Origin of the sequence: Acidovorax sacchari (genome assembly GCF_042847045.1) — a bacterium.
Classification (GTDB): Bacteria; Pseudomonadota; Gammaproteobacteria; order Burkholderiales; family Burkholderiaceae_C; genus Paracidovorax; species Paracidovorax sacchari.
The window spans coordinates 1518103-1542206 of sequence record NZ_AP035783.1; the positions used below are offsets into that span (position 1 = coordinate 1518103).

Consider the following 24104-nt stretch of genomic DNA (forward strand, 5'->3'; position numbering starts at 1 on the left):
GCTGCGGTGGAAAAGGCGGGGCGCAGGCAGGCGAGGGCGTGCCTCACAGCAGGCCGGCGGAGCGCAGCGCGCCTTCCACCACGGATTCGCTGCCCTGGGAAAGGGGGGTCATGGGCAGGCGCATGGTGCCGCCGCACAGGCCCATGCGCTGCATGGCCCACTTCACGGGGATGGGGTTGGCCTCGACGAAGAGCTGCTTGTGGACCGGCAGCAGCCGGAACTGGATCTCCATGGCCCGGCGCACGTCGCCGGCCAGGGCGGCCACGCAGAGTTCGTGCATCAGGCGGGGCGCCACGTTGGCGGTGACGCTGATGTTGCCCTGGCCGCCGCAGAGCATGAGGGCCACGGCGGTGGGGTCATCGCCCGAATAGACGGCGAAGCCTTCGGGCACCTCGCGGATCAGCCACTGCGCGCGCTCGATGTTGCCGGTGGCTTCCTTGATGCCGATGATGCCCGGCACCTGGGCCAGGCGCAGCACCGTGTCGTGCTGCATATCGGCGACGGAGCGGCCGGGCACGTTGTAGAGGACGGTGGGCAGGTCGCCCACGGCCTCGGCGATCGCCTTGAAGTGCCGGTACTGGCCCTCCTGCGTGGGCTTGTTGTAGTAGGGGACGACCTGCAGCTGCGTGTCGGCGCCCACCTTCTTGGCGAAGCGGGCGAGCTCGATGGCCTCGGCCGTGGAGTTGGCGCCGCAGCCGGCCATGATGGGCACGCGCCTGGCGGCCTGCTCGACGGCCACGCGGATGATCTCGCAGTGCTCCTCGACATTGACGGTGGGCGATTCGCCGGTGGTGCCCACCACGCCGATGCAGTCGGTGCCTTCGGCGACATGCCAGTCGATCAGCTTGCGCAGGGTGGGGTAGTCCACGCTGCCGTCCTCGTGCATGGGGGTGACGAGGGCGACGATGCTGCCGGTGAGGGTGGCGCTGGAAGAGGTCATGTCCACGAAGGAAAACGGTAAAAGAGCATTCTAACGAGTGTGTAACCGGCCCGGCCGGGGGGTTAACCGGAGGCGGGAGGCACGAGGGGGTGGCGGGGTGGCCCGTCGCCGGGCGCTTCCCGGACGGCCGCGAGGCGCTGCACGAACCGCTCCGGAGACGGCAGGAAGCCGTCCTCGTAGGCGACCACCCTGAGACCGGGGAAGGCCGCCAGCAGTTCCCCGGGCTCCAGCAGAAACTCCGGCCGCGACGGCCGGCCCACGGTCCCGTTGCCGCGCGCGAAGGTTTCGTACAGCAGCACGCCGCCGGGCGCGACGCTGGCCGCGAGGGCGGGCAGCAGGGGGCGCCAGAGGTAGTGGGTCACCACCACGGCGTCGAAGCGGCGCCCGGCGAAGGGCCAGGGGCCCTGTTCGATGTCCGCATGGATGAGTTCCCCCAGCGGCGTGAGCGGATCGATCGCTTCGGCGGAGCGGTCCACGCCGCTCACGGCATGGCCGCGCGCATGGAACCAGCGCAGGTGCCGGCCGCTGCCGCAGGCCACGTCCAGCACGTGGCCGCGCGGCGGCACCAGGTGGGCCCAGCGCGTGATCCATTCGGACGGCACGTCGTGGCCGTGCAGCGCGGCATGGGGTGGCGGGCCGGGACGGTGCATCAAGGGAGGAGCGCGGGAGAGAGGAGGCAGGGATTGCGGCGGACGTGCCGCGGCGGGAGTTCAGAAACAGGACCAGACCTGGTCCGCCATCATCACCACGAAGCCGGGCTCCGCATAGAGCGTGAAGGCGGCGGACAGCGCCACGGCGGCCGCGAGGGTCCAGGGCAGCCACCGCTTCCAGCCGGGGCGCCGGGAGGAAGGGGGAGGCAAAGGGGCGGAAGCCGTGGGCATGCTGCGCCTCAGGCGGGGGCGCCCGTCCGGACCGGCGTGCGCGCGATCGGCGATTCGCGCACCGGCAGGTTGATGAGGCCGGCCACCAGCCCCAAGGCGATGGCGAGGTACCAGACCACGTCGTAGCTGCCCGTGCGGTCGTAGAGGTAGCCGCCCAGCCAGACGCCCAGGAAGCTGCCGATCTGGTGGCTGAAGAACACGAACCCGCCCAGCATCGAGAGGTGCTGCACACCGAAGATCTGCGCCACCGTGGCGTTGGTGGGCGGCACGGTGGACAGCCACAGGAACCCGATCACCGCGGAGAACACGTACACCGAGACGGGGGTGAGCGGCGCGAGCAGGAACACGGTGATCGCCACCGCGCGGGCGAAATAGATGAAGGCCAGGATGTGCCGGCGCGCCATGCGCTGGCCCAGGGTGCCGGCGATGTAGGTGCCGAAGACGTTGAAGAGGCCGATCAGGGCCAGCGCGTAGCTCGCCACCTGGGGCGAGAGGCCGTGGTCCTTGAGGTAGCTGGGCATGTGCACGCCGATGAACACCACCTGGAAGCCGCACACGAAGTACCCGGCCGTGAGTAGCAGGAAGCTGGGGTAGCGCAGCGCTTCGGACAGGGCCTCGCCCACGGTCTGGCTGCGCGGCGCTGCGGGAGTGCCTGCGGCGCGGCGCCCGAAGCCCGGCTCGCGCAGGCCGAAGGCCAGCGGCACGATGAGCATCACCATGGCCGAGAGGGCGAGCAGCGATTCCTGCCAGCCCAGGCGGGCGATCAGCTGGCCCTCCACGGGCACCATCAGGAACTGCCCGAATGAGCCGGCCGCCGCGGCCACGCCCATGGCCCAGGAGCGCTTCTCGGGCGCGATCTGGCGGCCCAGCACGCCGTAGATCACGGCGTAGGTGGTGCCCGCCTGCGCCGCGCCGATCAGCACGCCGGCCGTGAGGGCGAACAGCAGGGGCGTGGGCGACAGCGCCATGCCGGCCAGCCCGAGGGCGTAGAGCACTGCCCCCGCGATCAGCACGCGGAAGGCCCCGAAGCGGTCGGCCGCCATGCCCGCGAAGATGCCGAACAGGCCCCAGGCGAGGTTCTGCACGGCGAGCGCGAGCGCGAACGTCTGGCGGGTCCAGCCCATGTCCTGCGTGATGGGCTGCAGCCACAGGCCGAAGCCGTGGCGGATGCCCATGGAGAGCGTGACGACGGCCGCGCCGCAGGCCAGGACCTGCACCATGGAGAGCTTCGGGGTTTCGGAGGACATCCATCGAATGTAGCCAAAAGCGTCCGCCGGCGCTCGCCGCGGAATGCGGGTTAACCCGTGCGGCAGGCGGGTGGCTGTCTTTCCATCCAGTGCCGCCGGGCACGCCGCACTACAATCCGCGCCCATGGCAGCCAAACCCTCTTCCGTTTCGCCCAGCGACTATTCCGAAGGTTCGATCCGCGTGCTCAAGGGCCTGGAGCCCGTGAAGCAGCGGCCGGGCATGTACACGCGCACGGACAACCCGCTGCACATCATCCAGGAAGTGCTCGACAACGCGGCCGACGAGGCCCTGGCCGGGCACGGCAAGCGCATCAAGGTCACGCTGTTCGCCGACGGCTCCGTCGGCATCGAGGACGACGGGCGCGGCATTCCGTTCGGCCTGCACCCCGAGGAGAAGGCGCCGGTGATCGAGCTGGTCTTCACGCGCCTGCATGCCGGCGGCAAGTTCGACAAGGGCAAGGGCGGTGCCTACAGCTTCTCGGGCGGCCTGCACGGCGTGGGCGTCTCGGTCACCAACGCCCTGGCGCTGCGGCTGGAGGCCACCACGCACCGCGACGGGCAGATCGCACGCCTCGTGTTCGAGGGCGGCGACGTCACCGAGCCGCTCACGGCACGGCCCCTGGCCGCGGGCGAACGCCGCCAGGGCACCACGGTGCGCGTGTGGCCGGACGGCAAGTATTTCGAGTCGACCGCGCTGCCGATGGGCGAACTGGTCCACCTGCTGCGCAGCAAGGCCGTGCTGATGCCGGGCGTGACCGTGTCGCTGGTCAACGAAAAGACCAAGGAGACGCAGACCTGGCAATACAAGGGCGGCCTGCGCGACTACCTGGGCCAGAGCCTGTCGGCCGACCCGGTGATACCGCTCTTCGAGGGCGAGGGCTATGCCGACCGGCACAACGAGAGCTTCGCCGAAGGCGAGGGCGCCGCATGGTGCGTGGGCTTCACCGACGAGGGCGCGCCCGTGCGCGAGAGCTACGTCAACCTGATTCCCACCAGCGCAGGCGGCACGCACGACGCGGGCCTGCGCGACGGCCTGTTCCAGGCGGTCAAGAGCTTCATCGAGCTGCACTCGCTGCTGCCCAAGGGCGTGAAGCTGCTGCCCGAGGACGTGTTCGCGCGCGCCTCGTACGTGCTCTCGGCCAAGGTGCTGGATCCGCAGTTCCAGGGCCAGGTGAAGGAAAAACTCAATTCGCGCGATGCCGTCCGGCTGGTCTCGAGCTACGTGCGGCCCGCGCTCGAGCTGTGGCTGCACCAGCACGTGGACTACGGCAAGAAGCTCGCCGAGCTCGCCATCAAGGCCGCGCAGACGCGCCAGAAGGCCGGGCAGAAGGTCGAGAAGAAGAAGGGCTCCGGCGTGGCCGTGCTGCCCGGCAAGCTCACCGACTGCGAGAGCCGCGACCTGTCGCACAACGAGGTGTTCCTGGTGGAGGGCGACTCCGCCGGGGGCAGCGCCAAGATGGGCCGGGACAAGGAATGCCAGGCCGTGCTGCCGCTGCGCGGCAAGGTGCTCAATACCTGGGAGGTGGACCGCGACCGGCTGTTCGCCAACACCGAGATCCACGATATCTCCGTGGCGCTGGGCGTGGACCCGCACGGCCCCGACGACACGCCGGACCTCTCCGGCCTGCGCTACGGCAAGGTCTGCATCCTGTCGGATGCCGACGTCGATGGATCCCACATCCAGGTGCTGCTGCTCACGCTGTTCTTCCGTCACTTCCCCAAGCTGATCGAGACCGGCCACATCTACGTGGCGCGTCCGCCGCTCTACCGCGTGGACGTGCCGGCGCGCGGCAAGAAGCCGGCCTCGAAGGTCTATGCACTGGACGACGGCGAGCTGGAGGCGATCCTCGACAAGTGCGCCAAGGACGGCGTGGCGCGCGAGAAGTGCCAGATCAGCCGCTTCAAGGGGCTGGGCGAGATGAATGCCGAGCAGCTCTGGGAGACCACGCTCAACCCCGACACCCGCCGCCTGCTGCCCGTGCAGCTGGGCGACCTGGGCTTCGCCGAAACCGAGGGCCTCATCACCAAGCTCATGGGCAAGGGCGAGGCGGCCGCGCGGCGCGAGCTGATGGAACTGCACGGCGACGCCGTGGAAGTGGATATCTGAGCCATGGCGGCGCAGCGCGTGGCGGATGGCACGGCGGGGGCCCGGCTGCGGCGGCAGCTGGCGGCGGGCGCGCGGATGGCCGCGCTGGGGCTCGCGCTGTGGCTGCCGCTGCAATCCGCCCATGCGGACCTCTGGGCCTACGTGGACGAGCGCGGCGTGACGCATTTCGCGGCCGAGCGCATCGACGAGCGCTACAGCCTGTTCTTCCGCGGCGACGTGTTCGACTCGACCAGGGACGGGCGCTCCACGGGCACGGGCCTGGTGCCGCCCGGTGTGGCGCCGGCAGCCACGCCGGAGGGCGCGCGGCGCCTGGCCTATTTCGACATCGCCCCCGAGGTCAAGCGCGTGAAGCATTTCCTGCGCGCCTCGGCGAACCAGCACGGGCTCGACTACGAACTGCTGCAGGCCGTGATCGCGACCGAATCGGGGTTCGATCCGCAGGCAGTGTCGCCGCGCGGCGCCGTGGGGCTCATGCAGGTGATGCCGGCCACGGCCGAACGCTTCGGCGTGGCGCGCGAGGCCAGGCGTTCGGTGGAGCAGAAGCTCACCGACCCGGGCACGAACATCGCGGCCGGCGCGCGCTACCTGCGCCACCTGATCGATCTCTTCGAGGGCCGGCTGGATCTGGCGCTGGCCGCCTACAACGCGGGCGAGGGCGCCGTGCAGCGCGCCGGCCGCCGCATTCCCGCCTACCGCGAGACGCAGAATTACGTGAAGAGCGTGCTGGGGCTCTATGCCCTGCTCAAGCCCGCGGCGGCCGCTCCGGCGCCGGTGGCAGCGGGGCGCGGCGCCGCGGCCGGCCGGGTGCGCATGGAGCTGGCGGCACCCGTGGTCCAGGGCGCGCCCTGATCTTTCGAACGACACCGCGGCGCACCGTCCGCCGCGTTCCTCTTTCCATCCTTCCCGACGCATGAGCGACAACGACCAACCCACCCTCGACTTCTCCCAGCCCGCGTCCGGCGACCACCTGGGCCTGGCCGGCTATGCGCAGCGCGCCTACCTGGAGTACGCGCTCTCCGTGGTGAAGGGCCGCGCGCTGCCGGACGTGTGCGACGGCATGAAGCCGGTGCAGCGCCGCATCCTCTTCGCGATGGAGCGCATGGGCCTGGCCTACGGCGGGCCGACCCGCAACGTGCCGGCCAAGCCCGTGAAGAGCGCCCGCGTGGTCGGCGACGTGCTGGGCCGCTTCCATCCGCACGGCGACCAGTCGGCCTACGATGCGCTGGTGCGGCTCGCGCAGGATTTCAGCCAGCGCTACCCGCTCATCGACGGCCAGGGCAACTTCGGCAGCCGCGACGGCGACGGTGCCGCGGCCATGCGCTACACCGAGGCGCGGCTCACGCGCATCGCCAGCCTACTGCTCGATGAGATCGACCAGGGCACGGTCGATTTCGTGCCCAACTACGACGGCTCGACGGAGGAGCCGCGGCAACTGCCCGCGCGCCTGCCGTTCGCGCTGCTCAACGGCGCGAGCGGCATCGCCGTCGGCCTGGCCACCGAGATCCCGAGCCACAACCTGCGCGAGATCGCCGACGCCTGCGTGGCGCTGGTGAAGAACCCGAAGCTCGCCGACGAGGAACTCGCCGCGATGGTGCCGGGCCCGGACTATCCGGGGGGCGGGCAGATCATCAGCAGCCCCGGCGACATCCAGGACGCCTACCGCACGGGCCGCGGCAGCCTGAAGGTGCGCGCGCGCTGGAAGATCGAGGACCTCGCGCGCGGCCAGTGGCAGATGGTGGTCACCGAGCTGCCGCCCGGCGTGTCCGCCCAGAAGGTGCTCGAAGAGATCGAGGAACTCACCAATCCCAAGGTGAAAGCCGGCAAGAAGGCGCTGTCGCAGGAGCAGACGCAGCTCAAGGCCACGGTGCTGGGCGTGCTGGACGTGGTGCGCGACGAGTCGAGCAAGGATGCGCCCGTGCGCATCGTGTTCGAGCCCAAGACCGGCAAGGTGCCGCAGCAGGAACTGATCACCACGCTGCTGGCGCACACCAGCCTGGAAACCTCCGCGCCCATCAACCTGACCATGGTGGGCCTGGACGGCAAGCCCGTGCAGAAGTCGTTGCGGCGGATGCTGGAGGAATGGATCGCCTTCCGCCAGCAGACCATCACGCGGCGCAGCCAGCACCGCCTGGCCAAGGTGCTGGACCGCATCCACATCCTCGAGGGGCGGCAGACCGTGCTGCTCAACATCGACGAGGTGATCGCCATCATCCGTGCGAGCGACGAGCCCAAGGCCGCGCTGATGGCGCGCTTCAACCTGTCGGACCGGCAGGCCGAGGACATCCTCGAAATCCGCCTGCGCCAGCTCGCGCGGCTCGAAGCCATCAAGATCGAGCAGGAACTCAAGGAACTGCGCGAGGAGCAGGGCAAGCTCGAGGACATCCTCGCGAACCCGGCATCGCTGCGCCGCCTCATGGTCAAGGAGATCGAGGCGGACGCGAAGCAGTTCGCCGACGCGCGTCGCACCCTCATCCAGGCCGAAAAGCGCGCCACGGCCGAGGTGAAGGTGGTCGATGAGCCCGTGACGGTGGTCGTTTCGCAGAAGGGCTGGGTGCGCGCGCGCCAGGGCCACGGGCACGATGCCGGCACCTTCGCCTTCAAGGCGGGTGACGCGCTCTACGGCACCTTCGAGTGCCGCACCGTCGATACGCTCATCGCCTTCGGCAGCAACGGTCGCGTGTACTCCGTGGCCATCTCGCAATTGCCCGGCGCGCGCGGCGACGGACAGCCCATCACCACGCTGATCGACCTGGAGGCCGGCACGCAGCCGGTGCACTATTTCGCGGGCCCGGCGAACGCGGCGCTGCTGCTCGCGGGCACGGGCGGCTACGGTTTCATCGCGGCCGTGGAGCACATGACGGCGCGCAACCGCGGCGGCAAGGCCTTCGTCTCGCTGGGCGAAGGCGAACAGCTGTGCCGGCCGTCGCACGCGGCGTTCACCAGCGGCAGCCAGGCGCTCGCCCCCGCGACCCATGTGTGCTGCGCCTCGGCGGGCGGGCGCATCCTGACTTTCGAGATCACCGAGCTCAAGCAGATGGCCAATGGCGGGCGCGGCCTGATGCTCATCGACCTCGAACCCAAGGACACGCTGGCGGGCGCCGCGGCGTACACGCGCAGCGTGCGCATCGCGGGCGTGGGCCGGGGCGGCAAGGAGCGCGACGAGACGCTGGAGATCCGCAGCCTCAACAATGCGCGCTTCCCGCGCGGGCGCAAGGGCAAGGCGGCGGACCTGGGCTTCAAGCCCAACGCCGTGCAGCGCGTCGAGTAAAGCCGCGCGAACACCGCTTGCCGGAGGGCCGCCAGGGCATGGCGGCCCTTTTTTGTTGCGCCGCCGCATCGCGACGGGGACATGGTGTTAATGCGGAGTGGTGTTTCGGCTTGTATCAATGCACTATCTGCCCGCACGGCCACCGGAGGCGGAGGCTGCCGGGCCGTGCATTGCCTTGATGCGCGCCAGGAGCACCTACCGTGAAAGATCTGAAAATCGCCACCCGCCTCGCGCTGGGATTCGCGCTCATCCTGCTTGTCATGTTCGTCATGAACATGCTGGGCCTGACCAACATGGGGGAGATGGTCCGTTCCGTGAAGGGCGTCGGATCGGAAGCCCTCTTCAAGGAGCGCCTGATCAGCGACTGGGCGCGCAACATCCATACGAGCGTGCAACGCACCAAGGCCGTGGCGCTGAGCGCCGATGCGGCACTCAGCGACAGGTTCGCTGAAGAGGCGGCGGCCTCGTCGCGCCAGTCGGGGGACATGCTCAAGCGCATCGATGCGCTGGCGCAGACCGACCAGGAAAAGGCGCTGATGGCCGACATCCAGAAAACCCGCGTGGCCTATCTCGCGTCGCGCGATGCCCTCTACAAGGCCAAGCGCGAGGGCCGGCTGGACGAGGCGCAGCGCCTGTTCACGCAGGAGTTCCAGCCCCTGACCGTGCAGTACCTCAAGAGCGTCCAGCAACTCCTGGACCTGCAGCGCGCGGACATCGACGCGGCCCTCGGGAAGGTGGAGTCCGGCTATGCGCAGACCCGCATCGCCGTGGCGATCGCGAGCGTGCTGGCCCTGGTCCTGGGCGCGGGCCTGGGCTGGTGGATCACGCGTGGCATCACGCGACCGCTCGGCGAGGCGGTGCGTGTCGCGCGTGCCGTGGCGGACAACGATCTCACGAGCCATATCACCACGGGCGGGCGCGATGAGACCGGACAGATGCTGGATGCCCTGCGCCAGATGAACGACAACCTCGCCCAGGTCACGGGCCGCGTGCGCCAGGGTGCCGACAGCATCGCCGTCGCCGCGCGCGAAATCGACGCGGGCAACCAGGACCTGTCCGCGCGCACCGAGCGGCAGGCGAGCGCCCTGCAGCAGACGGCTGCCTCCATCGAACAACTCACCAGCGCCGTGCGGCAGAACGCCGACAGCGCCCGGCAGGCCAACCAGCTCGCGGCCCATGCCTCGCAGGTGGCGGGCGAGGGCGGGCAGGTGGTGGCCGGCGTGGTGCAGACCATGGGCGCCATCGATGCTTCCTCGCGCCGCATCGCGGACATCATCGGCGTGATCGACGGCATCGCTTTCCAGACCAACATCCTGGCGCTGAACGCTGCCGTGGAGGCGGCCCGGGCCGGCGAGCAGGGCCGCGGCTTCGCGGTAGTGGCCGGCGAAGTGCGCGCGCTCGCAGGGCGCAGCGCCGAAGCCGCCAAGGACATCAAGACGCTGATCGGCGACTCGGTGGCCAAGGTGGACGAAGGCTCCCAGCAGGTCGCACAGGCCGGACGCACCATGGAAACCGTGGTGGACAGCATCCGGCGCGTGGCCGACATCATGGGCGAGATCAGCGCCGCGAGCGCGGAGCAGAGTTCGGGCATCGAGCAGGTGAGCCAGGCCATCGGGCAGATGGACCAGGTGACGCAGCAGAACGCGGCCCTGGTCGAGGAGGCCGCGGCGGCGGCCGGCTCGCTCAAGACGCAGGCGGCCATGCTGGCCGAAGTGGTGGCGGCATTCCGCCTGCGGGACGGCCGCGGGGCGGGCGCTCCCGCCACATCCGTGCCCGTTCCGCCGCCCGCTGCCAAGGCGGTGTCGGCGCCCGCGTTCCCTCCGGCGGCAGCGCCTGCGGCACCGCGCCCTGCCGTCGCGGCACCCGCCCGGCCGCGCACGCCGGCCGTCGCCAGGCCGGCCGCCGGCAAGGCGCCTGCACTGACCGGCCGCCCGGCACCGGCGGCATCCGCGCCGCAGCCCCCTGCGCCGCCGCGCAAGGCCAGCCAGAGCGACGACGACTGGGAAACCTTCTAAGAGCGGCTGACACGACCCTTCTGGCGTCGTTGCCGCATCTTGTCGTACTACCCGTACTGCCTGCGATACGGCGCCTGGCCAGAACCGCTTCGCTGGGTCGTGTCAGCCGCCCTGAGCCTGGCAGGTGGTTCCACCCGGCGCTGGTGTAAACACCGAGCGCCCCGGACGCCGCTTCATGCACGATGGCTTCAGCCGACGAGGGTGGGCGCGGCCCGCCCGGCACGACAAAGGAGTCCGCCATGCAACGATCACTGCGGGTCGTCCACAAGCTCTGGATCGCCGTCGCCCTGCTGGTGGCCATGCTGTCCGCGGTACTCGGCGTTGCCGCCGTGCGCTACCAGCGCGAGCAGGCCCTGGCCGAGGCCGCGCGCGACGAGATGGAAAAGCGCTCCCAGGCGGCCCTGCGCTGGGCCGGTCTCACGGAGACCAACGCGGCCCGCACCCTGGCCATCGCGCTCACCGCCGACCCCCTGCTGGAGGCGCAGTTCAAGGAAACGGTCGCCGCTACGTCCGCGCGCATTTCCGAAACCCAGAAGATGCTGTCCGGCATGGATCTCTCCGCGCAGGACAGGGCCCAGATGGCAAGGATCGCGGCGGCGCGCCAGGCCACTCTGGACCTGCGCGGTGAGGCCGGCAGGCTGGCTGCCGCCGGGCAGCGGGACGAAGCCCGTGCCCTGGTGCTGCAGCGCTACCAGCCCACCGTGGCCACCTACCTGCAACTCCTGCGGGATTTTGCGCAGTCGCAGGCCGAAGCCGCCGATGCGGTACGTGACCGGACGATCGCATCGCTGCAGCGCATCCTGCTGGGCGCGGTCGCGGGGCTGGTGCTCCTGCTGGCGGGCATCGTCGCGGGCAGCGTGGTGCTGATCCGCAGCATCCAGAGGCCGCTGGCGGAGGCCAATGCAGTGGCGGCGCGCATTGCCAGCGGCGACCTGGCCTCGCCCGTGCCGCAGGGCGGCGGCGACGAGTTCGGCGAACTGCTGCAATCGCTCGGTGCGATGGGCGAAGCGCTTTCTGGCGTGGTGCGGCAGGTGCGCCAGAGCACCGACAGCATCGCCATCGCCAGTGCCGAGATCGCCACCGGCAACCATGACCTGTCCGTGCGCACCGAGCAGGCCTCCAGCAGCCTGCAGGAGACGGCCGCGGCCATGGAACAGCTCACCAGCACCCTGCAGCAGAGCGCGGGCAGCGCGCAGCAGGCCAGCGGGCTCGCGGCCAGTGCCCGCAGCGTGGCGCAGCGCGGCGGCGACGTGGTCACGCAGGTGGTCTCCACCATGGAGGACATCCACCAGAGCAGCCGCCGGATCGCCGACATCATCGGCGTGATCGACGGCATCGCCTTCCAGACCAACATCCTGGCCCTGAACGCCGCCGTGGAGGCGGCGCGCGCGGGCGAGCAGGGCCGAGGCTTCGCCGTGGTGGCGGCCGAGGTGCGTGCCCTGGCGCAGCGCAGCGCCACTGCCGCACGGGAGATCAAGCAGCTGATCGGGACCTCGGTGGAGCGGGTGGAGGCCGGCAGCCGGCTGGTGCAGGATGCCGGCGCCACCATGCAGGACGTCGTGCGCTCGGTGCAGCACGTCAACGACATGATCGGCGAGATCACCACCGCGGCGGCGGAGCAGAGTGCCGGCATCGGGCAGGTGAACGAATCCGTGGGACGGCTGGACCAGACGACGCAGCAGAACGCCGCGCTGGTGGAAGAAAGCGCAGCCGCGGCCCAGAGCCTGCGCGAGCAGGCCGAGCAGCTGGCGCGCACGGTGTCGGTATTCAAGCTGCGCGCCCTGCCGGGCGCTGCCGGCACGGCGCTGCCGCAGCCCGTGCGGGGCACGCCCCGCACACTGGCGGCCTGATCCGGCGCGGGGCCGGGGCCTCGCCTCAGGACCGCGCCGGGGTGCCCACCGCCTCGGCGGCGAAACGCTCCGACGGTTGCGCGATCTGCTCGCGGCAGGCCACCAGGGGCAGGTCGCGCTGGCCCGGCGCGGTGCGCGACACGAGTGCGTACAGGCTGCTGACCGCGCTCGATACCGCGTCCGGCGTGGACGCGCCGCGCAGCAGGTGGCCCAGCAGCACGGCCGAGAACACGTCGCCCATGCCGTTGGGCAGGGGCTGCAGGTCGATGAACGGCGTGCGCACCAGCCAGGCGGCCTCCGCCGTCACGGCCAGCGTGGCCAGCCGGTCGTCCGGCAGGTCGGGCGTGCGCAGGCTGGTCACCACGATGAGCGAGGGGCCCGTGCCGGTGGCATCGCCCAGCAACGCGCGTGCGGCGGCCACCGCCTCGTCCACCGAGCTCAGGGGCACGCCGTGCAGCAGTTCGAATTCGTACTGGTTGGGCGTGATGATGCTGGCCTGCGCCAGCGCGCGGCGGCGCAGGAATTCCGGGATGCCCGGGCGCACGAACACGCCCCGGCCCACGTCGCCCATCACCGGGTCGCACAGGTAGCGCAGGCCCGGGCGCACGGCCCGGATCTCCTGCACCGCGGCCAGGATGGCCTCGCCCACGCCGGCATCGCCCAGGTAGCCGGAGAGCACCGCCGTGCAGCGCGCCAGCACGCCGCGCGCGCGCAGGCCATCGAGCACGTCGGCGATGTGCGCGGGCGGGAACACCTGCCCCTTGAACTCACCGTAGCCCGTGTGGTTGGAGAACTGCACCGTGTGCACCGCCACCGGCTGGATGCCCAGCATCTGCAGCGGCAGCATGGCCGCGTCATTGCCCACGTGCCCGAAGGCGACATGCGACTGGATGGAGAGCACCAGCGGCGGTTCCCCGGACGGCGGGCTGGCGGAAGGGGCTGCGGTGGCGCTCACGGCATGCACGGCGCTCAGGCCAGTTCGGCGATCAGCTCGATTTCCACGCAGGCGCCCATGGGGATCTGCGCCACGCCGAAGGCGCTGCGCGCGTGCTTGCCCTTGTCGCCGAACACCTCGCCCAGCAGCTCGCTGGCGCCGTTGGTCACCAGGTGCTGCTCGGTGAAATCACCCGTGGAATTCACCAGGCTCATCACCTTCACGATGCGCTGCACACGATTCAGGTCACCGCCCGTGGCCGCATGCAGCGTGCCCAGCAGGTCGATCGCCACGGCGCGCGCCGCGGCCTTGCCGTCTTCCGTCGCGATGTCGCGGCCGAACTGCCCCACCCACGGCTTGCCGTCCTTGCGGGCGATGTGGCCGCTCAGGAAGACGAGGTTGCCCGTCTGCACGTAGGGCACATAGGCCGCGGCCGGCGTGGCGACGGGCGGGAGCGTGATGTTCAGGGCAGAGAGTTTGTCGTAAATGCTCATGGTGGCGGGAGGTGGTGGTTGAGGGAAAAAAGGGCGCAGGCTGTGCGTGTGCAGGTCGATGGAGCGCACGAAAGGCCTGCGGCGGCAGGAATGGTACAGCGCTCCGGCGGCCCTCTTCAGGGCTGCCCGTCGAAGCTTTCCACCCCGTCGGGGGACGGCACCCAGGCAAGGCGCCGCCGGGTCCAGATCTGCCTTTTCGGAGCGCCCAGTGCGTGCCGCTGCCGGATGGCGCCGATCCGCAGTGAATAGGCCGTCGGGGCTTCCTCTGCGCAGGCGTACAGCGGCGTGCCGCAGTGTTCGCAGAACGCGAGCAGGCGCCTGGCCCCGCTGTCGGCGGTTTTCACGTAGGTGCGCGGTGTGCCACGCGTCAGCCGGAAGCCGGAGGCCGGCGCGGGAATGTTGGCGCGGAACGCGGAGCCCGAGTGGGTCTGGCAGTCGTTGCAGTGGCAGACCGTCATGCTGCCCGGCTGGACCTCGGCTTCGTAGGCCACCGCGCCGCAGTGGCATTGGCCTTCAATCTTCACGGAGATTCTCCTGGGGTGGCGGGAGGCGGGATGCCTCCCCGTGGTCCATTCTGCGCCGGGTGGGAAAGCGGCTTCCGGGGTGCCCTGATAGACTGGCGGCGACACGTTTTTCCGCATCCCCCATGTCCTCCCCTACCCAGCGAACCATTCCGACCGAAAGGGGAATGCAGATCGCCGAGCGACGCATCCCCGAGATGGCCTCCAAGGCGGGCCATGAGGCCTACCGGGCCGCGCTCAGGGCGACGGGGGCGGCCACCGTGAAGACCGCTTCGGGCCAGGTCGTCGAGCGCAGGATCGACGGCAGCGTCACCGTCATCAAAGACCTTCCGGTGGGCAAGCGCGTCAAGCCGGGCACGGTCCTCAGGCGTGTCTCACGGGGCAGCTGACGCCCGGCGGGCTGCCAGGCCTGCCCTGGCCCGACCGGCCCAGCCGCGCCTGCGCGTCCTCGCAGGGCCGAACGGATCCGGCAAGAGCACCCTGCAGTCCGAACTCAAGCCCCAGTGGATCGGCGCCTTCGTGAACGCCGACGAGATAGAGAAGACGCTGCGCGCCTCCGGCGGCTGCCTGGGGCTGCGGCAGCTCGGCGTGACAGGTGAGCCCCCGGCGGTGCTGGAGCGGATCCGCGGCAGCTTCCAGACGTTCGGCCTGGGGCGGCGGCTGGACATGCCGGCCCTGCTGGCCGGAATCACGCTGGACAGTGAGCTGACCCTCCGCTTGCCCGGCCCCTGGGACTCCTACCTGGCCGCCACGCTGGCCGAGGCCGTGCGCCGGGAACTGCGCGACGAAGGCCGGACCTTCACGTTCGAGACCGTCATGTCGCACCGCTCGAAGATCGACTTCATGCGGGAAACCCGCGCGCGGGGCTACCGGGTCTATCTGTACTTCGTGGCGACCGACGACCCCGCCATCAACATCGACCGGGTGCGGCGGCGCGTGCTGCAGGGCGGCCATCCGGTGCCCGAGGACAAGGTCATCGACCGGTACCACAAGTCCATCGCACTGATGACGGAGGCCTGCGAGGTGGCACACCGTGCCTACATCTTCGACAACTCGGGCGCCAGGCACAGGCTGCTCGCCGAGGTGACGGATTTCGACACCCTCCGGCTGGAGTCCAGCGTGCTCAACCCGTGGTTTCTCGGGACCGGGCTGTGGAGGGCGTTTTCCTGAGGGCATGACCGCGGCACGGCGACGAAGCAGCGCCCGAAATGCCGTAAAGGGCTCCGCAGGCCGGCCCCGTTGCCTCACGGATCGGTATGCCTTGCATGCCTTTTTCTCGCGGTCTGCGGCCTGTTGCCAGCCCTAGCATCAGGGCCCCATGAGCCGGCCCGCTTCCTCCGCCACGCCGCCCGTCCCTCCGACTCTTCCTGCTCCGCCATCGAGCCCCATCGTCGAGGCTGGCGGCTGGCTCTGGCCCGCGCTGCTGCTGGGCAGCATTGCCGGTGCGTTGCTGCAGCTCATGCAGCCCGCGCTCTGGGCGGCGCGCCTGTATGCGGCACTGCTGCTGGCGGGCGTGGCCGCGTTGGCGCTGGCCAGGCGCCTGGGCCGTCGCCGACGCGGTCCGGCGGCCCATGCACTGCCGGTTTCCGCACCGCAATGGCTGGCCTTCTGTGCCATGGCGCTGGCGGCGTTCGCGGTCTGCGGCCTGCGCGCGGGCGCCTGTCTGTCGGATGCGCTGGACCCGGCTTTGGAGGGGCGCGACCTGCGCATCGTCGCCGTGGTGGCGGCGATGCCGCAGCCCACGGACGCGGGCGTGCGCCTGCGGCTGGAGGTGGAGTCGGCGTGGTTCACGGAGCAGGATGGCGGCGGGCCGCGTTCCGGCGGGCGCCGTGGGCAGCGCAGCGGCCGGAAAGACCGCCCGGAGGCGGAGGGCGGTGCCGGCACACGCCATGCTCCCGGCCGGCCCGTGCGGCTGCCGCCGCTGGTCGATGTGTCGTGGTCTTCCGGAGCTCCCTGGTTCACGCGCCAGGCGGACGGCACCCGGACGAAGGCCCGTGCCGCAGCCGTGTCCGCGGGCATGCCGGACGCGGCACCTATCCCCGCTCCCGTGCCCGAAGTCCGCGTGGGCGAACGGTGGGAAATGACGGTGCGCCTGAATGCCCCGCATGGCCTGCGCAATCCGGGTGGCTTCGACGCCGAGTTGTGGCTGTGGGAGCAGGGCGTGCAGGCCACGGGCTCCGTGCAGGCGGGCGCCCGTGCCGAGCGGCCGGTGCGGCTGGAGGCCGCGCCCTGGTGGCGGCACCCGGTGGAGCAGGCGCGGCAGCAGGTGCGCGATGCCATCCTCGCCCGGCTGGCGCCGCCGCAGGCCACCGGGGCGGACGACGATTTACAGGATTTGGCCCGGCGGCGCGCCGCGGGCGTGGTGGCCGCCCTGGTGACGGGCGACCAGCGTGCGATCGACCGGTGGTCGTCGACAATCAAGTTCTACGCTGGCTTCCCTCTCAAGTCAAAAGCGCCTTGGCAAGTTTTGACAAATGGAGTTACCTTGCAGTGAGGCTTGATGACCAACTGCTGGTCAATCAAGTCCTATTCTGGCTTGATGTGACAGCAGTTCTGGGCCTGCCGATAGCGACTTCTTCTTGCACCAACACAGTGCCGTGACTTGGCCGCATAGGCAACTGAGACGCAGGGGCTCTCAGCCTAAAGTGATGCCTAGGTATCCCGCAATGGCTGCAGGTATCAATGCACTGGCGGTTTCCAAGGCGACGTGCCAAGTACCGCTTCCGGCTCTCAGCAGTAGCGTCCCAAGCCACGCTTTCACTCGAGCTCCCAGCTTCCCGGTTTCCTTGATGTCCTCCTGGTCTTCCGCCAGTGCAGTCTCAAGCTCTGCAATGGCGCCGTTCGGAACTCCAGCATCCTTGAGCAGCTTTTTCAGCGCTGGCAAGTCTCCGGTTCCGATGCTCACATTTTGAGAGAAATTGGAACTGGCATTCGCTATAGCACCAACGCTTCCATAAATCGTCGTATGGAAGACGTTCTTCACTTCTTCCTGGGTGGGTTTGTCGTTTTGAGCGTCGGAATTTTTCATAAGCTCGGGGTGTGATTTCTGCAGCTCCAGGGTGAAGTCCAGAACCTTGGTTTTGACCGCATCTAGGACACCGTGCACGGACCCTGCGGTCAGCACCTTCCACGCCTGTACACAGTGAAACCCCTCGTACATCGCATCGCCGTATAGCGCAAGAGCTTCCATGGGCCAAGGCACTTGGAAGTTTCCTTCACTTCTTCGAAGGAGCTCTTGTAGTGCCCCGACACTTTGCTTGAGCGCGGTCGTGCGAAAGACATCGTGAAACTCTGTTGGCAGAACATGAATCGGGATATCCGCGTTCCGCAAGCCCGAGCCAAAGGCTCCCGAGAAATGTCCCTTCGAAGGAACTTTTAGGATTCGATACGTCGGCGGTGGAACTTCTTCTGGATAGCCGTTGAGTTCGTAGCCTGCCCAGAGTTCTAACTCCCGGGACTCCAGTGTGATGGCCAAAACCTTGCACATCCGTAGAAGACCTGCGACGTCGCAGTCGCGTTTCAAGGTCTCATCACGAATCGTTTTTAGAAGGCTCATGGACTGCTTGCGCTCATTTATCAGGTAGGTGGTAGGGTTGGCTCAGCTTCGAGAAGCCTAGATTCGGGCATGCCTTCCGGTCGGATGACTGCACCCGGTCCGTGAATGTGTTTGGTATCACCCCGGTCAAACTTAATTTGCATCCGGAACTGGCCTGGCTTTCCCTCGGAGTAGAGGCTCTCAATGACTCCCGCGCCAAATAGGCGGTGGACGACACGGGAGCCAACCCCCAAATCACTTTCCCCGACCAAACTGAGGCTAAAGTCTTGAACGGAAAAACCGGGCTCTTGCAGACTAGCTTGGGTCCTCGCCAGTTCTGCCGCGGCGGCTTCGGAGTCCGCCGCTACTTGAACATGAACGGTTCTTGTCTGAACCACTTGAACCTTGGCGTTGAAGTACTTGGTCATCGAAGCGACAGCCTTAAGTTGGTCAAGGTACGGGCGTTGCTATGGCGCAACCTTAAGCGAGGCGCAATGCACGAGCAGCGACCGGCAGGTATAGCCACTGTTCCGCTACCGGCGTCCCTGTGGCAGCAACCAGAGCCTCGGCATAGGCAGCGAGTTGAGGGCCGTGTTCCTGGGTCATCTGCTCATTCCGGTCTGCGCCACCGGGGTTGGATTTGTGGTCTACAAGAATCCATCCATTGGAGGACTGCACCAGCAAGTCGATACGGCCCCTCACGCGCGTTCCATCTGGGCGATTTGCTTCAATCGGAACCTCGACGAAGGTGGGACATCCTGGCCACCGCTCGGCGCACCACGCACGGAAGGCGTTGAGCTGCGCGACAACTGCGGCGTTGTCGACGGTGTTGCCTACGCCCCAATTGCTGAGAATGCTGCTGACATCGGCCTGCTCCACCGCTCCTCGCGCACCAGCCCGAGCAATGCAGTGATGGACTGCTGTCCCCAGGTCGGCCATGTCGGGCTTGCCTGTTAGTGCAATACGAATGCCAATGTTTGCGGTCTCCGCAATGGTGAATTGCCCGCCAACGGCGCTACTCGGTCGGTACCACAAGGGCACTGCCGATGCGAGAGGTCGACGGGTAAACCAATGACGGTCTTGCGGTGCTCGCACTGGAGGCTCGGCCGCGCATTCGTCTTTGTTCCAGTCCTCGGATGTTCTTGAACACCGCCGACTATCAGCAAGGACCGTCTCCCCGGTAGGACCAAACAGAATCTGACTTGCGCCCGGTAGCTCATCCACCCAACTGCGAACTGGCACAGACTTCCTGACGAATGACACCAGGACGTTCACATCTCTGGCACGGGTCAACCCAACGTAGAGCAGGCGCTTGTTTTCCGCCTCGGCGTCTTTTTGCATGGAGACTCCCGTCGCACTTGCTTCCGCGTTGACAGCGGCTTGTGGGGCCGCGCGCTTACCCCAAGTCTTGGGCCAGCAGTGAATGAAGCGATTGCCCAGTGGCATCTGCGGGTCAAAGGCGCCTTCCGTGCGTGCCCGCACATTCCAAAGCGCACTTCTGGCAGTTTCGCCAAGCGCAGAAAGTACAACGACCGGCCATTCCAAGCCCTTTGACCCATGGTAGGTGAGGACCGTGACCGCGTTGTCTGCTGACGCGGCCCGACCATCGTCCTCCGCTTCCGCGGTTTCATCGAGCCACCTGAGTAGCCCACTGACCGTCGCAGGTCGCTTGGCCGCGATGCATTCGTCTTCGTAGGTTTTGCCCAGTTCGACCAGTGCTTCAACGTTGGCCAATCGGTTGTGGGCCTCATGCGGAGAGCTAGACCATTGGGCGACAAGCTGCGCGACGTGTGACTCTGAAGCGGCCAGGCGTAGAGCTTCCAGAGGAGTCAAGGAGGTGAAGGCCGGGCGTAGTTCTTCGAAACGTGAAAGCAGCGGATGTGCAGATTCGCCGTGTGTCTTCCACTCATGAGATTTGACATCGGGCTTGTCTAGATAGTCGAGGCGGTCCGCGAGCCATGCGTCTACCGGGATGCCATCTGCCAACGTCAGCACAAGAGCGGATGCAACCGTGTCGCTGACATCGTGCATGCGTCGCAGACAAGCCAGGACAAAAATGGCCTCGGCTGTTCCCAGCAGGCCGGCGCGAGGGCTTGCAGAAGGAATGCCCCACTGGGTGAGCGAAGTGACGGCCAAGTCCACTTGGTCGTGTTTCCGGCAGAGGACCCCGATGTCACCTGGCTGGACTGCCCGAAGAGATTTGGTCGCCTTGTCTTCCACCTGCATCCCGGAGGCTAGTAGCTCCGCTATGGCCTGGCCCAGTGCCAGGTAGTCCGTGCCGTTCTTGCTGCTCTCAAAGTTCCAGTTCAAAAGCGAGGGTTGGTTGGGGAGGTCCTTGCGAGCGGGTTGCAACTGAACGTCCTGTGGCGCCAATTCGGGCTGAAAGGCACCGCCGAACACTGCATTCGTGAGCGAGACCAAGGTTGGGGTGGACCGACGCGATGTGGTCAGGGGGGCACCAATAGAGCCGCCCCAGCCCGGAATCGCTCCGATGATTCCAGAGATAAGGCTGGCATCGGTCCCGCGAAAGCCATAAATCGCTTGCTTGGGGTCGCCAACCCAGAGTGAACGTTTGGCCAGCTTGGCGAATTCCACGAACAGTGCGAGCTGGAGAGGGCTTGTGTCCTGGAACTCATCGACCATCACCAAGTCGAGTTCGTCGGCCAACACCTCGCGGACGCTGGCGTTTTCTCGAATCGCCCGCAGCAACAGCACTTCCTGGTCGCTGAAGTCCACGGCGCCCAGGGTCTTCTTAGCCTCCGCATAGGCATCCAGGGCATCGGCTGCTAGATTGAATACCAGCTCCAAATACCGCCGCACGTTGGCATGGAAGGCGGGATGAGATTCGTGCGCCTGAGCCGCGGCTTTCACTGGCTCGAGAAAGTGCTTGACCTTGGCACCGGCGTCGATACCTGCTGCACCTATCCAGTCAGGCCACGACCATCGGTCCTCGCGGAACGCACGCTCGAGCTTTTGCAAGTCACCCAGTCCTTCTTGGAGGTTCTTGGCCACTTTGGCGCCGGCCGCATTCTGCGCGTCGACATAGGTGGCCACCTCTTGGCGCGCGGTTGCCACTGCTGCGGCTAAAACTGCCGTCGGGTCTGGACCTGCGACCGGGGCAGGCCAGTTCGCAAGCATTTGGTCGGCGTTGCGCGGTCCCATCGGCCGTAGCGCTGCGGGCGCAATGTCGTTGTCGAGGGCTGCCTTGACCACGTCCTTGACGGTCTTGGCCCAGTCTTCCTGTTCAATTCCAAATCTGCGCGTGAGTTGAACAAATTCGGACTGGCCCACAGGGTCCAGAGTCTCAGCAAGTGATGTTTCGAGCAGCCGTTTTGTCTGCCCTTCACTGAGAACGGTCTGGTCGGGGGACAGCCCCAACTCAAAGCAAAACTGCTTGAGCATCTGGCCGCAGACGCTGTTGACCGTTCCCAGCCTAGCCTGTCCGATAGCCGTGGCAAGGTCAACACGGCCTTTCTCCAGTAACCATGACCGAGCGCGTTCGCGCAACTCCGTGGCGGCCTTCACCGTAAACGTCGTTGCCAAAATGGCATGAGGCCTTGCAGTAGCAGACTCTAGAGCCTGAGCGAGGGTCTCGGTCAGCTTGTAGGTCTTGCCGCTACCAGCGCCCGCGCTCACAAATTCGATGTTGTTCATCACTCCCACCCTCCCAGCAACACAAGGTAGTCCCGGTCCCATTGGCTAGGGCCCTTTACAGGCAGCGTGCCCTCGGGACCGTTGTAATCGTCGGTCGGCCCATGCGGGACGACTTCAATCTGCCCTGCGGCGAACTGACCTGTTCTCCAGGTCCAGGTCGCTTTTGCCCGGTCGAGCAACGTGCCGACCGTAACGCCCTCTGGAGGCGGGGTGAGTTGAGCCTTCGAGAAGAAGTCAGGGTGCGAGATGAAAAGCGCGCCGCTTTCCAGGATGAAGAATCCTAGTGCCGCAGGTGCAGTTCCGGTTTTCTGCTCGACTAAGCTGGAGTACAGGGCCAACTGGAGGTGGCCGCCCTCGCGCAGCATCCGTGCGTAGTGGTTGTCTCCGCGCCACTTCATGTCGAGCGCGACAACTTTGTTGTCAGGTACTTCGACCAGAAGGTCAATCTTGCCGGTCAACGGGACTGGTCCGAGCATGCCATCAAATTCGGCCTCGGTCTGAACGCGTACTGCTTTGGCTGCGCGCAGATGGTCTAAGAGCGAGCAGATTGCACCTTCGCAGGTCATCTGGAAGCGCTGCAGGCTGATGCCGGCGCCTTGCATGAGGAGAACGGCGCCTTCTGTGCGGAGCAACTCGTCGGCCTGAGCTCGAAACCAGTCCTTGGCGTGCTGGTTCGTCCAGGTAAGGACATCGGCATGCGCAAAGAGTTTTTCGAAGACGCGGTGGGCGAGAATGCCGAGAAGACGGTTATCTTCTTCCACAGCAAGAATGGATGTCGGGTTCAGCCGGGCAATCCGCTTGAGCGCAAAGAGAGCCGGCGCGTTGAACAACTCGTTGAGTGCCGTGTAAGACTGTGGATTGGTGGACAGCTTCAGCGGCCCGGCGAGCTGGATATGGCGTTGGACCTCCGGAAATGGAAGCGAAGCTACCTGTACGGTCAGGCTTCCTAGAAACTGGCTGCCGCATGCAGCATCAAGGTCCAGCGCCTGCGCTTCAAAGTCTGGGATGAGTTGCTGGAGGAGTTGTCGTATAGGATGGACTTCCCGACCTGGAGGAGGCAACACCATCACAAAGCGCTTGCGGGCTGCCAACAGCGGACGTAGCCATTGCATGGCCAGGGCTGACAACTGCTTCACGGGGTCCCGCAGCTCGACGCCCAGCTCCTTCAATGCTTGGACTTCTGCACTCGACCACGGGAGCTGCTGTGCCAGCACTGGCGTGGAAGGCATCCACCAAATAACCTCATCAGCTGGCTCGATGCAAGCTGCCGCAGTATTCGCAGAGCGCATGCACCCAACCTGAGAGACGGCACCAGGATTGGATGCGCCTGTTGGCGTTGCATGGGCCACAAGCTGTTCAATTTGCCGGGGCAGCAGTGTGGTGACGCCTTGTCGGGAGAGCTCAGAGAGACTGTCGAAAACAGCTGCGCACTGGCGATGCGCAGGTGCGAACGTGGCCGCTATCGAAGGGTCGCCAGACAGCCTGCGGCGCATAGCTTCTTTGAGCTTGTCGGCTCGCGCGAGCAGGGCATCCAGGGGCGCACCCTGATGGCGTGGCCAGCGTTCGCCTTCAAGCCAGAACTCGATTTCAAGCACCAGAGCTTCGCCATCTTTGTCGGCAGCAATCTTGTTCTTGGCCTCTACCCATGCGTCTCCACCAATCCCCGGTTGCTCCGCAACGGCTTTCGCGAGCGTTGCTCGCGCCTTCCGGCTAAAGGGTCCGACAGGATGTGTCAGGAAGTCGACCAGGCGACCGACGTCGAGAGGTGCCCAGCACATCTCCAGGGCCAGGCCCAGTGCTTGTAGCGCCGGTCGAAGCTGGCTAAGGTTCTCAAAGCCACAATTGACTCCGCCGGTGGCGACCAAGGTGGTGTCGAGCGACTCCCCATGGTTTTCCGCGAGGACCAGCCGGTCCGAGGGGTGGGCTGCGGCGTGCGCACCGAGCCAGTGCTCGGCTGTCGAAAAAGAGAGAGTTCGAACGAGCTGCACGCTGCTGTCCGCAATGGGGGGCATCCTGCTTGGTGGCTCTTGCCCTGACATGACGAGAACCGCTTTTTCTTGCAAGGCACGCAGTGCTCCTTGGCCATGAGGAACTGCAGGGCTGGCTTGCACATTTGGCAAGCACGACAGCACCCTGCGCCACAAGAGAGGGAAATCTTCCTGCGGGTCAATAAGCGAGACAGAGGTAATCGGGTTGGGGCCTGTCGCCCTGAGCGCCTGTTCAACCAACAACAGCCGGGTGGCTTCACCCGGTGGCATGTCCGAGGCGGTCGTCTCTACCATCGCCAGTTCTTGAAGCCGAACCGGATGCGATGCCCGTGCCGTTCCCTGCCAGCCTCCGAGAAGCCACTCATCGCGCCAGGACAGGAGCTTCGCCGCTGTGCCAACGCTGTCGACTTTCATCGATGCGCTGTAAAAACGAGTCCCGTCGTCATGGCGCTGCAGATGTCCCATGTAAACCGCAACGCGCTGTGCTGCCGCTACCTCAGGCCTAGCCAAACCAAGGTACGTTTCCAGCAATGACAAAAAGCCGAGCCGTCCCACAACAGGGGTGTTGAAGGAGTTCTGCGGCGAAGGGCCCTGTCGGGCATCAAGATTCAAACCGAGGGTGACATGCATGGCGCGTAAAGCAAGTAGCGCAAGCACATCGAGGGGATGT

The 24104-nt window shown here is 67.1% G+C and carries 18 protein-coding genes and 1 pseudogene; 8 read left to right on the forward strand and 11 right to left on the reverse strand.

The features are described from left to right. Nucleotides 1-43 precede the first annotated feature (43 nt). From dapA to ACGHC0_RS06890, 4 genes are all read right to left on the reverse strand, one after another. The gene (gene dapA, locus ACGHC0_RS06875) at nt 44-940 is read right to left on the reverse strand and encodes a 4-hydroxy-tetrahydrodipicolinate synthase (protein WP_368354559.1); all 897 of its coding nucleotides are present in this window, start codon (nt 938-940) and stop codon (nt 44-46) included. A gap of 62 nt (nt 941-1002) precedes the next feature. After that, nucleotides 1003-1590, reverse strand: coding sequence for a class I SAM-dependent methyltransferase (locus ACGHC0_RS06880; protein ID WP_415268389.1), 588 nt, complete (start codon nt 1588-1590; stop codon nt 1003-1005). 60 nt (nt 1591-1650) lie between these two features. After that, nucleotides 1651-1821 (reverse strand): hypothetical protein, encoded by a 171-nt coding sequence (locus ACGHC0_RS06885; protein WP_368354561.1) that lies wholly within the window; start codon nt 1819-1821, stop codon nt 1651-1653. Between the two features lie 8 nt (nt 1822-1829). Further along, complete coding sequence (locus ACGHC0_RS06890) at nt 1830-3068, reverse strand: MFS transporter (RefSeq protein ID WP_368354562.1); 1239 nt, start codon at nt 3066-3068, stop codon at nt 1830-1832. Nucleotides 3069-3192: 124 nt separating this feature from the next. Here ACGHC0_RS06890 and ACGHC0_RS06895 point away from each other — a divergent pair, with 124 nt between their 5' ends. The 5 genes from ACGHC0_RS06895 to ACGHC0_RS06915 all read left to right on the forward strand — a co-directional run bounded on the left by ACGHC0_RS06895 (nt 3193) and on the right by ACGHC0_RS06915 (nt 12308). After that, a complete protein-coding gene (locus tag ACGHC0_RS06895; RefSeq protein WP_368354563.1) occupies nt 3193-5175 on the forward strand; it encodes a DNA topoisomerase IV subunit B in 1983 nt (660 codons plus the stop codon). A 3-nt stretch (nt 5176-5178) separates the two neighbouring features. Beyond that, a complete protein-coding gene (locus ACGHC0_RS06900; protein WP_405045331.1) occupies nt 5179-6024 on the forward strand; it encodes a lytic transglycosylase domain-containing protein in 846 nt (281 codons plus the stop codon). A 61-nt stretch (nt 6025-6085) separates the two neighbouring features. Continuing rightward, complete coding sequence (parC, locus tag ACGHC0_RS06905; protein WP_415267759.1) at nt 6086-8443, forward strand: DNA topoisomerase IV subunit A; 2358 nt, start codon at nt 6086-6088, stop codon at nt 8441-8443. Between the two features lie 200 nt (nt 8444-8643). After that, nucleotides 8644-10458, forward strand: a complete 1815-nt coding sequence (locus ACGHC0_RS06910) for a methyl-accepting chemotaxis protein (RefSeq protein WP_415267760.1) — start codon at nt 8644-8646, stop codon at nt 10456-10458. A gap of 239 nt (nt 10459-10697) precedes the next feature. Continuing rightward, entirely contained in the window at nt 10698-12308 is a 1611-nt protein-coding gene (locus ACGHC0_RS06915) for a methyl-accepting chemotaxis protein (protein WP_415267761.1), read from the forward strand. Nucleotides 12309-12333: 25 nt separating this feature from the next. On the opposite strand, the gene pdxY is transcribed toward ACGHC0_RS06915, so the two are convergent. The 3 genes from pdxY to ACGHC0_RS06930 all read right to left on the reverse strand — a co-directional run bounded on the left by pdxY (nt 12334) and on the right by ACGHC0_RS06930 (nt 14260). Then, entirely contained in the window at nt 12334-13272 is a 939-nt protein-coding gene (gene pdxY, locus ACGHC0_RS06920) for a pyridoxal kinase PdxY (protein WP_415267762.1), read from the reverse strand. A gap of 5 nt (nt 13273-13277) precedes the next feature. Continuing rightward, entirely contained in the window at nt 13278-13736 is a 459-nt protein-coding gene (locus ACGHC0_RS06925) for a RidA family protein (RefSeq protein ID WP_107129008.1), read from the reverse strand. A 116-nt stretch (nt 13737-13852) separates the two neighbouring features. Next, nucleotides 13853-14260 carry a GFA family protein gene (locus ACGHC0_RS06930; RefSeq protein ID WP_107129009.1) on the reverse strand — a complete coding sequence of 136 codons (408 nt, stop codon included), beginning with the start codon at nt 14258-14260 and terminating at the stop codon, nt 13853-13855. A gap of 122 nt (nt 14261-14382) precedes the next feature. Between ACGHC0_RS06930 and ACGHC0_RS06935 the strand changes: the two genes are divergently transcribed. The 3 genes and pseudogenes from ACGHC0_RS06935 to ACGHC0_RS06945 all read left to right on the forward strand — a co-directional run. Continuing rightward, complete coding sequence (locus ACGHC0_RS06935; protein ID WP_368354568.1) at nt 14383-14646, forward strand: hypothetical protein; 264 nt, start codon at nt 14383-14385, stop codon at nt 14644-14646. Further along, nucleotides 14627-15427, forward strand: a complete 801-nt coding sequence (locus tag ACGHC0_RS06940) for a zeta toxin family protein (protein WP_415267763.1) — start codon at nt 14627-14629, stop codon at nt 15425-15427. Before ACGHC0_RS06935 ends, ACGHC0_RS06940 begins: the two co-directional genes overlap by 20 nt. A 148-nt stretch (nt 15428-15575) precedes the next feature. Further along, nucleotides 15576-16661 (forward strand): annotated as a pseudogene (locus ACGHC0_RS06945) (DUF4131 domain-containing protein); the annotation flags it as partial. Between the two features lie 231 nt (nt 16662-16892). On the opposite strand, the gene ACGHC0_RS06950 reads toward ACGHC0_RS06945, so the two are convergent. From ACGHC0_RS06950 to ACGHC0_RS06965, 4 genes are read right to left on the reverse strand one after another with little or no spacing between them, the layout of a single operon-like run. Beyond that, on the reverse strand, nt 16893-17813 hold the full coding sequence (locus tag ACGHC0_RS06950) for a hypothetical protein (RefSeq protein WP_415267764.1): 921 nt from the start codon (nt 17811-17813) through the stop codon (nt 16893-16895). 20 nt (nt 17814-17833) lie between these two features. Continuing rightward, nucleotides 17834-18220 (reverse strand): hypothetical protein, encoded by a 387-nt coding sequence (locus ACGHC0_RS06955; RefSeq protein WP_415267765.1) that lies wholly within the window; start codon nt 18218-18220, stop codon nt 17834-17836. Nucleotides 18221-18272: 52 nt separating this feature from the next. Continuing rightward, the gene (locus ACGHC0_RS06960) at nt 18273-21446 is read right to left on the reverse strand and encodes a UvrD-helicase domain-containing protein (protein ID WP_415267766.1); all 3174 of its coding nucleotides are present in this window, start codon (nt 21444-21446) and stop codon (nt 18273-18275) included. Beyond that, the gene (locus ACGHC0_RS06965; RefSeq protein WP_415267767.1) at nt 21446-24064 is read right to left on the reverse strand and encodes a PD-(D/E)XK nuclease family protein; all 2619 of its coding nucleotides are present in this window, start codon (nt 24062-24064) and stop codon (nt 21446-21448) included. The genes ACGHC0_RS06960 and ACGHC0_RS06965 overlap by 1 nt, the downstream gene beginning before the upstream one ends. Nucleotides 24065-24104 lie beyond the last annotated feature (40 nt).